At 50.0% G+C, this 13,080-nt stretch carries 8 protein-coding genes and 3 tRNA genes; 2 read left to right on the top strand and 9 right to left on the bottom strand.

Annotation, left to right across the window (positions count from 1 at the left end):
• The 3 genes from rplI to H6B10_RS01745 all read right to left on the bottom strand — a co-directional run.
• Window positions 1–318: 50S ribosomal protein L9 (gene rplI, locus H6B10_RS01755; RefSeq protein ID WP_204649195.1), on the bottom strand; the 318-nt coding region annotated here is incomplete at its 3' end.
• Between the two features lie 24 nt (window positions 319–342).
• The gene (locus H6B10_RS01750) at window positions 343–2,316 is read right to left on the bottom strand and encodes a DHH family phosphoesterase (protein WP_204649194.1); all 1,974 of its coding nucleotides are present in this window, start codon (window positions 2,314–2,316) and stop codon (window positions 343–345) included.
• A gap of 37 nt (window positions 2,317–2,353) precedes the next feature.
• On the bottom strand, window positions 2,354–4,327 hold the full coding sequence (locus tag H6B10_RS01745; RefSeq protein ID WP_243427212.1) for a ribonuclease J: 1,974 nt from the start codon (window positions 4,325–4,327) through the stop codon (window positions 2,354–2,356).
• Between the two features lie 284 nt (window positions 4,328–4,611).
• On the opposite strand from H6B10_RS01745, the gene rnhA reads away from it, so the two are divergent.
• A complete protein-coding gene (gene rnhA / locus H6B10_RS01740) occupies window positions 4,612–5,073 on the top strand; it encodes a ribonuclease HI (protein WP_204649193.1) in 462 nt (153 codons plus the stop codon).
• A 16-nt stretch (window positions 5,074–5,089) separates the two neighbouring features.
• On the top strand, window positions 5,090–6,136 hold the full coding sequence (gene mnmA / locus H6B10_RS01735; protein ID WP_204649192.1) for a tRNA 2-thiouridine(34) synthase MnmA: 1,047 nt from the start codon (window positions 5,090–5,092) through the stop codon (window positions 6,134–6,136).
• 61 nt (window positions 6,137–6,197) lie between these two features.
• On the opposite strand, the gene H6B10_RS01730 is transcribed toward mnmA, so the two are convergent.
• From H6B10_RS01730 to H6B10_RS01705, 6 genes are all read right to left on the bottom strand, one after another.
• Window positions 6,198–7,463, bottom strand: a complete 1,266-nt coding sequence (locus tag H6B10_RS01730) for a diaminopimelate decarboxylase (protein WP_204649191.1) — start codon at window positions 7,461–7,463, stop codon at window positions 6,198–6,200.
• 122 nt (window positions 7,464–7,585) lie between these two features.
• Entirely contained in the window at window positions 7,586–8,953 is a 1,368-nt protein-coding gene (locus H6B10_RS01725; protein WP_204649190.1) for an MATE family efflux transporter, read from the bottom strand.
• 431 nt (window positions 8,954–9,384) lie between these two features.
• Entirely contained in the window at window positions 9,385–11,247 is a 1,863-nt protein-coding gene (locus tag H6B10_RS01720; protein ID WP_204649189.1) for a RepB family plasmid replication initiator protein, read from the bottom strand.
• Window positions 11,248–12,730: 1,483 nt separating this feature from the next.
• Window positions 12,731–12,806, bottom strand: a tRNA-Trp gene (locus H6B10_RS01715).
• Between the two features lie 44 nt (window positions 12,807–12,850).
• A tRNA-Thr gene (locus tag H6B10_RS01710) sits at window positions 12,851–12,926 on the bottom strand.
• Window positions 12,927–12,929: 3 nt separating this feature from the next.
• A tRNA-Asp gene (locus H6B10_RS01705) sits at window positions 12,930–13,006 on the bottom strand.
• Window positions 13,007–13,080 lie beyond the last annotated feature (74 nt).

Here is a 13,080-nt window from a genome sequence, read left to right as displayed (position 1 = left end):
GGTCAGCTGCGTCAGCAGTTCCGCCACTTCCTTGCCGGTTACTTTGCCATACAGCTTGCCGGAAGCACCGCCCTTGATTTTGGTGGTCACCGTTTTGCCGCTGATTTTGGCAGCCAGCGCTTCTGCCGCAGCACGTGCCTCAGCCTCGTGATGCGCCTTTGCTTCGCTCTTGGTGCGCGCCTGGTTCAACGCCGCAGCGTCTGCCAGTGCAGCCAGTCCCCGCGGGAACAGGAAGTTGCGGGCGTACCCGTCGGAAACTTCATGGATCTCGTCTTTTTTGCCGATGGTCTTTACATCCTGTTTCAGAATGATTTTCATATTATTTCCCTCCAATAATTCGTCTTACTTTACGCCGACTGCGCTTGCAGCCTGCGAAGCACGATAAAGATCAATTTGTTCTCGGATCTGCCGTTCTGCATCATGCAGTGTACAGTCCTGCAGCTGAGCACCGGCCATCATAAGATGTCCGCCGCCGCCCAGCGGTTCCAAAATCACCTGTACATTCAGCGCGCCCATACTGCGCGCCGAAATATTGACGCCGCCGTTTTTGGCCACAGCCACAAAACTGGCATCCACACCGTTGATCGTCAGCAAATCGTTTGCCGCCATAGGCAGAACCACATTCATGCCGGCATCCAATTCACCGGAAAGCGCAATGGCACAGCCCTTGTATATGTACGCGCCTTCCACAATGTGGGCGCGCGCTTCATACTCTTCTTTGGACGTGTTGAACAGCAGCTTCGTTTCGGCTGTCTGTGCTCCACGGCTGCGCAGCCAGGCTGCCGCTTCAAAAGTGCGCACACCTACGTGCAGTGCAAAGCTGCGGGTGTCCAGCATGATACCCGCCAGCAAGGCCTGCGCCTCCAGCGGCGTAATATTGCCTTCCTTCGGCAGGAACTGCAGCAATTCGCAGATCAATTCACTGGCACTGGACGCATATGGTTCATGGTACAAAAGCAGCGGCCGGTCAATATGGCCCACTGCCATACGGTGATGGTCGATAACCACAACCCGCTTGCATTTCTCGTAGATTTTCTGGCTCTCCAACAGACGTATCTGATAGGTATCCACCACAATCAGCAATGTATTGGGTGTGATAACCTCCAGCGTTTGGTCCGGCGGAATGAAGTCCCGTCCGCATCCTGCGTCAAAGAAGTTTTTCAGGAGCGGCCCCGCCAGAGTCGCATCGCTGTTAATGGCAATAACCGCCGGGACGCCGCACATCTTACACATCCGCAGAGCGCCCACAGCAGAACCTACTGCATCCAGGTCACTCATGCGATGCCCCATGATGATGACGCTGTCGCTCTTTTTGATCAGGTCGCACAGCGCATGGGCAATAATGCGGCTGCGCACATGGCTGCGCTTTTCCACGCCATGGGAGATACCGCCGTAAAATTCAAATCCATCCACGGTTTTCACCGCAGCCTGGTCACCGCCGCGCCCCAGCGCAATATCGATACTTTCGCGTGCCATCTGGTGGCATTCCTGCAAAGTCTTGCCGCCGCGGCCTACACCAATGGATAACGTGGTCAGCCCGCCGGGATGCAGTGCCCGAACCTGGTCGAGAATCTCGAAACGTTCTTTCAGCATCCAGCGAACGTCCCGTTCCTCCACCACAGCAATATAGCGGCTGTTGGAAACCCTGCGCAGGAAACCTGTGCTTCTGCCGATATATTGCTCCAGCAAACTGTTAATTGCTTCTAGTTCCTTGGCCTGTTCACTGTCCTTCATATCATCGAACAGTTCGTCGTAACTGTCGATTACAATAATCAGGCAGGCTGGCCGGCTTTCGGTATATTCGTCAAGCGTTTGCTTGTAGAACGTATCATCCACCAGGTACACAATGCTGGCACCGCGGCTGCCCTTTGCCGAACCGGCATAGGCGGTAAAACGGCGGTTGCCGATTTCCAGGTCCTGTCCATGGGGGCGCGAGCAAACCGCCAGATCCAAATCCGGTATCACACGTTCCACCGGCCGCGTAACAGCATCCCTGCCACTCAGAACTTTTTCCAGAAAGTGCGTGTTGTACCACAAAATCCGGCCATCGGCCACCAGCATTGTCGGGATAGGCAGCCCCGCCAGGCTGTACTGAATCCGGCTGTTTTCAAAATCGGTGCTGCAAAGCTGCGATGCCACATAGGCGCGCAGTCTGCGGCGCATGAACCATAGAATTCCCAGGGCAATACACACCAGTACGAACGGTATGATCAGCCACTGCGGCGCTACCAGTGCAACCGGTATAATCATCGCCACAAGCGCCACCAGCAGCAGCAACAACACGGCTGCTGCATCCAGTCCGTCATTGTGTTTCATGGTCAAGCCCCCACATTCCCGCCGGGCGGGCAGATACTCAAACTTCCAGAAGAATCGGCAGGATCATCGGGCTGCGCTTGGTCCGTCGATAGATATAACTCGACAAGGCTTCCCGCACGCGCGCTTTGACACTGGCCCAGTCGTGCATATTATCGCTCAAACTGCGATCCAATGCCATTTCAACCTGCATACGCAAGCCGTCCATCAGCTCTTCGCTTTCGCGGACATACACAAAGCCACGGCTGACAATATCGGGACCGGAAAGAACCTGTCCGTTGGACCCATCCACTGCTGCCGTTACAATAATGATACCATCCTCCGACAAATGGTGACGGTCTCTGAGCACAACATTGCCAACATCGCCAACGCCGTACCCGTCTACCATCACGGCACCTGCCGTCACGGTATTTTCAACGGTCATTCCATCGGCCGAAATCCGGATGTTCTGCCCGTTCTCCGCAATATAGATATTCTGTTTGGGAATATATCCCAGGTGTTCCGCCGTTTCGGCATGACGCTTCAACTGCTTGAATTCGCCGTGCACCGGCAGGAAGAACTGCGGATGTGCCAAGGTGAGCATCAGCTTCTGTTCTTCCTGACAGGCATGTCCCGAAACATGCGTATCGTACATATTCTCGTAAATGACCTCTGCGCCAAGGCTCAGCAGCCCATTGACCACTTTGGTCACGGTCTTTTCGTTGCCGGGAATGGGGCGTGCCGAAATGATGATGAAATCATTCGGTCCGACCTTTACCTGCCGGTGGCTGGCCTGCGCCATACGGGAAAGGGCCGACAAAGGTTCGCCCTGGCTGCCGGTGGTAATCAGGACCACCTTCTCAGGCGGATACTTATTGATCTCGTCGATATCGATCAACACCGTATCCGGCGCATGGAGATAGCCCAGTTCCCGTGCCATCTCGGTGTTGGAAACCATGCTGCGGCCACTGACCGCCACTTTTCGTCCCGATTCAATGGCCAGATCGATGATCTGCTGCACCCGATAAATATTGGAAGCAAAGGTTGCCACAATGATGCGTCGATTGCGGGCACGGGCAAACAAGCTGCGCACCCCTTCTGCCACCGTCTGTTCGGTAGCCGTAAAGCCCGGGCGCTCTGCATTGGTAGAATCCGACAAAAGAGCCAGTACGCCTTTGCGGCCATATTCCGCAATGGTGGAAAGATCCGTTACCGCGTCACCGGAAAGCGGCGTATAGTCCACTTTGAAGTCGCCGGTGTGAATGACAATACCCGCCGGGCACTCGATGGCAAAAGCCAGCGCGTCCGGAATCGAGTGATTGACATGAATGGGTTCTACTGTAAAGCAGCCAAGCTTGACTTTCTGGCGCGGCCGGATTTCATGGAAAACGGCACTGGATGCCAGACCATGTTCTTCCAACTTGTTTTTGATCAGGCCAATGGTCAGTCTGGCCGCATAAATCGGCACGTTGAATTTTTTCAGAAGATACGGCAGGCTGCCGATGTGATCTTCATGACCATGGGTGATAAACAGACCCTTGATACGGTCTTTATTTTCCAGCACGTAGGTAAAGTCCGGAATGACCAGATCCACGCCGAACATATCCGCATCCGGGAAAACCAGGCCGCAATCCACCAGAATCATGTCGCCCTGACACTCATACAGGGTGATGTTCTTACCGACTTCTCCCAAACCGCCCAACGGGCAGATATGCATCGGAATCGCCGGTGTCATCTCATAGCTGCGCGGCGCCGGTTTACGGTTGCGCCGGGGGGATTTCGTCCCGGCAGGCTGGGGATTCTGCCCCTGCTGCACATTACGCGCCCGGCGAGAACGCGGTGCCGGCACACTTTGTGCCGCCGCATGATTTTCCGAAGCAGCTGTAGAACGCGGTGCGCGGCGCTTGTTGTTTTTTCGTGCCGCAGCATTTCCGTTTTGCTGATTTTTATCCGTACGTCCTGCACGGCGAGCCGAAGGGGCATGCTCCCCTGCAACCTGTGTATTTGCTTTGCGCTTTGGTTTGATTTCTTCCATGAAAACCTCCAAACATTCTCCCGCAGAGACGATACATTCCATACTGTATGCATCGCTTCCCCGCTCCATATTCTGTTATGTATACCGGAAAGCGAACCCGCTTTTCCGTGTGTGGTTGAGCGCGAAAAGCCCGCCTGAAAAGGCGCGGCCGGGCTCATTCATATACACTACTACAATTATTTCTTATTATAAACGTATTCCCCGGACTTGTCAAACTTGCCAGAACCCCGCAAAGCGGGTATAATTCCTAGTATAATGATTATTGGCACCGACAGGAGATTTATATGAAACGTATCGAAATCTATACAGACGGCGCTTGCAGCGGTAATCCCGGCCCTGGCGGCTGGGGTGCGATTCTGCGTTTTCGCACGCGCGACAAAGTCTACGAAAAAGAGTTATCCGGAGGGGAAGCACAAACTACCAACAACCGTATGGAAATGACCGCCCTGCTGGAGGCTCTGCGTCAGCTGAAAGAGCCATGCGCGATCGATTTGTACAGCGACAGCCAGTACGTGATCAACGCCCTAGAAAAGGGCTGGGCCAGAGGCTGGCGCAGCCGCGGCTGGAAAAAAGCCGACAAATCTCCTGCCCTGAACGCCGACCTTTGGGCGCCGCTTCTTGCCGAGAGCGAAAAACATCAGATCACCTATCATTGGTTGAAAGGTCACGCCGGCCACCCCGAAAACGAACGTTGCGACTCTATGGCCGTAGAACAAAGCAAAAAATACGGCGGCCGTCAGAGCTGACCGAAAGGAGGACTTCATGGAAGGATTTAACACATTTGAAAAGCAGGACAAGGTTTTGCTGGGAATGAGCGGCGGCGTGGATTCCAGCGTTGCCGTCCGCATCCTGCAGGAACAGGGCTTTTCCGTACAGGGTGCCGTCATTCGCTTTTCTTCTGCGCACGACGGTGCCGTAGCCGCCGCCCGGGAAACTGCCAACACCTTACAGATTCCTCTGCACGTACTGGATGCCGAGCAGGCGTTTGAAACCCATGTTATCACACCGTTTTGCGAAAACTACTGTGCCGGGCGCACACCGAACCCCTGCATCATCTGCAACCCCCTGGTAAAATTCCGGCTGTTGGCCGAAAAGGCAGCCGAACTGGGGTGTGCTTTCATCGCCACAGGCCACTACGCCCGTGTGGAAGTTTGCGAAGACGGGATCAACCGGATTGCCGTACCGGAGAGTGCCGCCCGTGACCAGAGTTATATGCTGTATCGTCTGCCGCAAGACATTCTGAAGAAGCTGATTCTCCCGCTTGGTGAATTTGAGAAAGAAGACATCCGGGAAATGGCCCGTGAGATGAATCTTGCCTGCGCAGACGCCCCCGATTCCATGGAAATCTGCTTCATTCCGGATGGTGATTATTCCGCCTATATCCGCGCGCGGGGATATTCTCCCAAAGGCGGGCACTTTTTCGGCCCCGATGGCAGCGATCTGGGTCCCCACGCCGGTGTGGACCACTATACTGTGGGACAGCGCAAGGGACTGGGCATTGCCGCGGGACGTCCGCTTTTCGTAAAGGCCATCCTTCCCAACGGCGATATTCAATTGGCCGAAACCGGCCAGGAATACAGTTCCCGTCTGACCGTAGCAGACTTCGCCACGCCTGACGGACAGCCGTTGCCTGGCGGCGAATATATGGTCAAAATCCGCAGCGCCGCCAAACCGGTTCTCTGTTCTTATGATGGTTCGGGCACAGTCACTTTCCCGGAACCGGTACGTGCCCCCGCCCCCGGCCAGAGTGCGGTTTTCTACCGCGACGGTCTGGTATACGGCGGCGGTATTATTGACGAAACCGAGTGATCTAAAAGAAACCAAACAAAAGAAAATCCCCTCGTACTAGCTGTACGAGGGGATTTTTTATTTACTTGTTTTTGAAAAACGGCGTAAAGTCAAAGGTCGCAAAATAGTCTTCCGGCGTTTCCGCTCGACGGATCAGCTGGTGAGAACCGTCCTCTTTGAGCAGTACCTCTGCGCTGCGCAGCTTTCCGTTGTAGTTGTATCCCATGGAGAAGCCATGTGCGCCGGTATCGTGGATAAACAGTACATCACCTTTTTCAATTTCCGGCATCATCCGGTCAATGGCGAACTTATCGTTGTTTTCACACAGACCGCCGGTGATGTCATACTTATGGTCACAAGGCTTATCTTCTTTGCCCAGAACCGTAATATGATGGTACGCACCATACATAGCCGGACGCATCAAATTGGCTGCGCAGGCATCCACACCGATATACTCTTTGTAGATGTGTTTTTCGTGAAGTACCGTTGTGACCAACCCGCCATAAGGTGCCAGCATATACCGGCCCATCTCGGTAAACAGGGCCACATCTCCCATGCCTTCCGGCACCAGGATTTCCTCGTACTGCTTGCGCACACCTTCGCCGATTTTTGCAATATCATTGCTGCGCTGATCGGGACGGTACGCAATCCCAACGCCGCCGGAAAGATTGATAAACTTGATTTTGGCACCGGTGCGTTTATGCAGGCGAACCGCCAGGCGGAACAGAATCCCAGCCAGTTTGGGGTAGTATTCATCGGTCACGGTGTTGCTGGCCAAAAACGCATGGATGCCGAATTCTTCTGCGCCCAGTTCCATCAATCGGGTGTATGCTTCGGCCATCTGGTCTTCGCTCATACCATATTTTGCGTCGCCCGGGTTGTCCATGATTCCGTTGCCCAGATCAAACACACCACCCGGGTTGTACCGGCAGCAAACGGTCTTGGGGATTCCTGCCACTTCTTTGAGGAAGTCCACATGCGTCAGGTCATCCAAATTGATGTATGCCCCCAACTCATAAGCTTTCTGCATGTCCTGTACAGGCGTATCGTTGGAGGAGAACATGATGTCGCTGCCTTTGAAGCCGCATGCCTCGCTCATCAAAAGTTCGGTATAGCTGGAGCAGTCTACACCGCAGCCTTCTTCCTGCAGAATCTTCAGAATGTACGGGTTCGGGGTAGCTTTGACTGCAAAGTATTCCTTAAAGCCTTTATTCCAGCTGAAAGCCTCGTTTACACGTCGGGCGTTTTCCCGAATTCCCTTTTCATCATACAAGTGGAAAGGCGTCGGCACATCTGCAATAATCTCCTTCGCCTGATCCAACGTAACAAACGGCAATTTTTTCGGCATTTTTGTGTTCCTTTCCGGACCTTTCCCGCATACTTTTTCAATGCCCATATTATAAACCGATTCGCATTATTCAGCAAGTCTTTATGCAAATTTATACAAACGCCGCATATTCCAACGGCTCCTCACGTACGTTGCATCCGCAGGCGTGCCGCCAATAGCCTGTTGTCCAACTGGCGGCAAGTCCAGACATAGGCCGGGTACAGGAACAGGCAGGCAGCAACCCACGCTGCCGGATTGGCCAGTTCTGCCCCAAAATATCCCAGCACCGGTACCAACAAAGCAGCAACAGCCGTACGGGCTATCATTTCTGCCACACCTGCCATCATGGCCAGAGAGGAGAATCCCAGTCCCTGGATGCTGTAACGCCACACGATCAACGCTCCCAACGGGACAAAGAACACACTGTTCCAGAAAAGATACTGCCGTCCCATAGCCACAATTTCCGCTTCTGTTTCCGTATCCAGGAACAGGCTCATGATCGTCACATCTGCAAAATGCAGGATAACCAGCGATGCAATGCCATACACGGCAGCGATCAGCAATGCGCTGTGTACCCCTTTACGTACCCGGTCCATTCGGGCAGCACCCAGGTTTTGCCCCGCATAGGTTGCCATTGCTGTGCCGATGCTCTCCAGCGGAGCCGTAAGCAAATTCATCGTTTTACCGGCGGCAGTTACCGCTGCCACTGCAGTACTTCCCAGCATATTGACAGCCCACTGCATAATAACACTGCCAATAGCCGTTATACTGCACTGCAGCCCCATCGGCAGCCCGATTCCCAACAAACGGACACAGGCGCTTTTGCTGAGCCGCCTATCTTCCTTTTCCATAGAAAGGACTTCGAACTTGCGGCAAAGAAAAACAAAACTCAAAACACCAGAGATCGCCTGCGAAATGTCGGTAGCCAATGCAGCCCCCAGCACTCCCATTTGAAAAGGAATCACAAACAGCAGATCCAAGCCAATGTTCAACGCACTTGTCAAAATCAGGAAATACAGCGGTGTCTTGCTGTCCCCCAACGCACGCATAATGGCAGCCACCATATTGTATAGAAAAATAAACGGAATTCCCGCAAAAATCCAACCGATATAAATGGCAGCGCCATCCAAAATATCAGAGGGGGTCTGCATCAGAACCAGCAGCGGACGGGTCAGACTGACCGTAAGTACCGTTAAAATCACACTGCCTGCCACGCACAGCCACCCCGCATTGGCTACATGGCGCCGCAAATCCCGGTAATCTCTGGCACCAAACAACTGGGCAATAGGGATGGCAAAGCCATTACAGATGCCAATCACAAACCCCAGAATCAAATAGTTGATGGAACCTGTTGATCCCACCGAAGCCAGTGCATTGACACCGCAGAACCGTCCCACAATGATAGTGTCGGCCAGGGCATAAAACTGCTGAAACAGGTTTCCCAATACCAGCGGCAGCGTAAAAAGTAAAATCACTTTCAGCGGGCTGCCAGACGTCAAATCCTTTGTCATACCGCATTTTCCCCTCTATACAATTACGGAGTTTTCCGTTCCGCGTCTGGTATTATAGCACGGCCTAAAGAAAAAGCAAGAGTGGTTTTTCACTATTTCCAGACAAACCAAAAAGGCCTGCCATTTGGCATGTCTTTTTGGTCGAGAAAAAAGGATCTTGCCTTCTCGTCACGGGCGCAAAAGGCAAACGCCTTTTCATATATTCTTCAGCGAAACACTCCTTGACAAACTTATATTGCACCAGCTTTCCAATTCCTTATACAAAACATCCAATATCATTTAAAATAAGTAAAATGTCTTTCCGCAACGGTGCCCAATCTTGTCTGCAGGTCATATTGGCGAGAATAACTCACAAAAAAAGATGTACACGGTCATACCAGACCATGTACATCTTTTTATCTAAAGAAGAGTCCCAACGTATGCCTTGCAATTTAATCAAACATCGAAAGCCAATCTGTACCGGTTTCTTTCTTTGTGCTTGTTTGGGTTCTCGCCTTCTGATTCTCCACTACACTAAACGGCATAAGAAGAGACTGCTCAATTTCTGACTGAAACAGAAGCTTTGGATTCCTGATTTTGTCATTACGATTCACTTTTTTCCAATACGTGTCGTAATCATAAATCACCGAGAGCGTTTCAAAAAGGGGGGTCAAAGACCCATATTTCGCAATGCACTTATTCAGGCTGTTCAAGAACTGCATGTTGGCTTTTCCTTCCATCATGCCTTCGTCCTTGCTTTTTACATTACGCCTGCAGAAGTATGTCGCAAGATGGAGGATGTCTTCGTAGGCTTCTTTTTGGCCCGCTGTCAATTTTTCTTCCAGCTCTTTTTCGTCAATAAACCTCTGCAGAGCCTGTGCCATGCTCTTTTTGGTGTCTGCATCCTTTGGCACCAGCATATCCGCGACGGCTTCCTCTTCTTCCGCCTCGACAAAATGTGCTTCGACAACATCCTCGTTGTAATGGTCATCATCCTTATCCATACAAGATGTATAAAGACGATAATTCCCCATGTCGTCCAAAATGGACTTCCAAAGGTACAACACCGGAGAGGCTTTTGTTTTTGCCGTGGGAATTACGGTTTTTACATAACGACCGGCAATTCCGGCAAACCACTTATGCAGCCCTTTGCATTCAAAAATGATCTCATTCATCGCTTCAAAGAACTGCTGGTCACCACCGTCGATGAGGGCGTTCTTTCCCCTGGCCTTTCCAGCCATATTGGCCATCGTATCAATGATAACATTGACGGCTTCCAGCTCGGAAATACTGAGTTCTTTTTTAAGCAGATTCATTTCCGCACGAACCAGAATCTCTTCTTTTAGTTCTGCCGGCTTTTGGCCGAAAGAATAGGGAATGGTTGTTTCCGGCGACGAAACATACCCAAAAGACAAGACCGATGAATCATTGGCGTCTGAATCATCGTACAATTTCCCTTTTCTTTTCTTTCTTTTGGAAATCATCGATGTAATATCTGTCAAATTTTGAGCCGCTTCTTTTTGTTCCACAGGCTCGATCTGCACAGATATTTCGATTACCTTCGATTTTGCCTTTTTATAAACGGCATAATCAAAGAGTATATCGGTATGCCCATTGATTTCGCTTTTGGCTTTATCCAAGACAGTTCTTCTGATGTGCGCCCAGTTGGTTGCAGAACAGTCCACCTGTTTGCGCAGATTGTCAATGTCCCAAACAAGAGGCTTTCCCGCCTCTTTGTTTTTCAGATATAAGTTCTGATAGCTTTTGCAAAGCTCATAGATCCGTACACTGTACTGACTTTTCATCAGCATGATGTACGTAACATCCATTGTGGTATAAAATTCCTTGAGCTGAATCAGGTGCGGCTTTAGAAGGGGGCTTAACGTCAGCGTGATTTTCCCCGTTCCCTTATCGATGGTACTCTCATTGATCCAACGGAACATGGTAATCTTTTGTGTACCCTCGATCCGAATCCATTGCACCGGCGTATTTGCAATCTCAGAAATATTTTTCTTTACCTGATTGTACATAGACCCATTATGAGGGTCCACACCACACAGTTTCAAGAATTCATAGATTGACATTTCATAGCGCGGAAGTTCTGTATCAGACGGTTTGATCATTGCAAAAATGTGAAGCATCAACTTCTGCTGGCTCAGCGTCAGATTGTACATCGCATTCTGAATGAGTTCGTTGGATTTACGAACAACCGTTTGATTGCCGCGTTCGCCGTAGGTCGCTACTGTTTGTTCCGGTTCTTCGTAGTCCGTTGCAACAAGAGTGGAAAAATCTGCTGCACTATTTCTTTTCGCCACGTAAGACGCTCCTAACACATATTCTTTCGACTCGCAAGATAATACCACATTGTGCTATCGCCGTCAATTATTGTAATATTCAGCACAACTATAAATTATCTCCGGGAAAGCGTTTCGTGCGTTTTTATCTCTATTATAAATTATTTTTTAGAATATAATGATGAGGTGTGTACTGAATAACAATATAAATGTGCCACCAATAACAATGAAATCAGGCGGTGCTTAACAATAGAAAATGGACCATCAATTACAATGTGTTTAGAATAACAATCGTTGCGGCAGGCGCTTTACTGTGTCGCAGATAACAACGCTTTGCTCCAAATGTGCTTCAAATAACAACAGAAAAGCAATGCACGGGCAATCAGGCACAGAAAAAATGTTTTCAAAAACAACTGTGTCGAGAATAACAACCGTTATGATCGGATGATTTCCCCTGAAATATGTCGAAAATTACAACTTCCAAAACGAACACATGTGTGCTGCATAACAACCATCAGAAATCCTTCTGTGCTGACAATAACAACCGCAGGAAGATAAACAAAAATATGGAAAGGCTTTGTGAGCTGTGCAGACTATAACAACATTGTTTCTGATAAAATTCCAGGATTTCCAGTCTATGCGGAGCCAAAAATAATAGCGTAAAAACGTCAAAAGCGGTGAGAGGCGTTTGACAAAAAGTGAAAATGTGTTGTGAATAACAACCCCTATTTAAAAATCAACTATGCGCAGAATAACAACACAGGACACCCTATATCAAAAATCAATTGTGTTATCAATAACAACCATGTTCCGGAGAATCGTTGTCAAACCATATTTTGTAACTGTGTTCTGAATAACAACGATCGAGATTTTCAGAATAAAAACTGTAACCGTTGTTATCTTGAGCACAGTATGAAATGTACCGCTTCTTCCATGTCGTGATATTTTATATAGTTTGAGATGGTAGTGTTGTTATTCACGACACAGTTTCATAGAACAAAAAAGGGCTTGCGTACAGGGCGAGAAAACATGCCCGCCTTCGTTCCTATTTTTAATCAGCCCTATTTTCAATATTGCTTACCGTAGGATTCCCGCAAATTCATCCTGCAAAAACAAAACATCGCCTACGGAGCTGTTTTAAGGCTCTGTGGGCGATTCTTTTTTTGGTAGTAAAGAAATAGTACCGTATATTGGATGCCTCGAAAAGTGCGGCATTTTGCCGCTGTGGCCTCATGTTGTTTTCAATGGCTTTGTGCTCTTTTATAGGTTCTTCTTAATCAATATAAAGTACACGTTTTCCAGCGCAAACATTTGCAAATAAGTACCAACCTTTCCTGATACTTAATTCGGTACTTACACTATAGTAGAAAAACAGCAACAGAGTGGAAAAAGCTGGACATTTTAAGTAGAACGAAGGCACGTTAAAAGTCCAATAAACAGTATAAAGCAAAAAGAAAAGCCGCTGATCTTCAACGAATCAACGTTAAAAATCAACGGCTAATCTTGGCAGGGGTAGAAGGATTCGAACCCTCGGCACGCGGTTTTGGAGACCGCTGCTCTACCAACTGAGCTATGCCCCTATGTAAAACGCCCACAGTGCCATATAGCGCTGTGGGCGTCGCGCTGGAGCTGCTAAGCAGATTTGAACTGCTGACCTCATCCTTACCAAGGATGCGCTCTACCAACTGAGCTATAGCAGCAAATGGCGACCCGAATCAGGCTCGAACTGACGACCTCTAGCGTGACAGGCTAGCGTTCTAACCAACTGAACTACCGGGCCATACCCAGCTTGTTGTCCGCCGCGTTTGTTTGCCTTGGCGGCTGCAACGTTAGTTATTATAGCCGACAAAGTGC

It is taken from the genome of Gemmiger formicilis, assembly GCF_016901605.1.
GTDB classification, from domain to species: Bacteria; Bacillota; Clostridia; order Oscillospirales; family Ruminococcaceae; genus Gemmiger; species Gemmiger formicilis_B.
This window is presented reverse-complemented; position numbering and strand designations above follow the sequence as displayed.

What these genes read in the sequence shown, in the direction of transcription:
- H6B10_RS01750 (WP_204649194.1), bottom strand. Translation starts at nt 2,316, where the DNA reads ATGAAACACAATGACGGACTGGATGCAGCAGCCGTGTTGTTGCTGCTG.
- H6B10_RS01745 (WP_243427212.1), bottom strand. Translation starts at nt 4,327, where the DNA reads ATGGAAGAAATCAAACCAAAGCGCAAAGCAAATACACAGGTTGCAGGG.
- rnhA (WP_204649193.1), top strand. Translation starts at nt 4,612, where the DNA reads ATGAAACGTATCGAAATCTATACAGACGGCGCTTGCAGCGGTAATCCC.
- mnmA (WP_204649192.1), top strand. Translation starts at nt 5,090, where the DNA reads ATGGAAGGATTTAACACATTTGAAAAGCAGGACAAGGTTTTGCTGGGA.
- H6B10_RS01730 (WP_204649191.1), bottom strand. Translation starts at nt 7,463, where the DNA reads ATGCCGAAAAAATTGCCGTTTGTTACGTTGGATCAGGCGAAGGAGATT.
- H6B10_RS01725 (WP_204649190.1), bottom strand. Translation starts at nt 8,953, where the DNA reads ATGACAAAGGATTTGACGTCTGGCAGCCCGCTGAAAGTGATTTTACTT.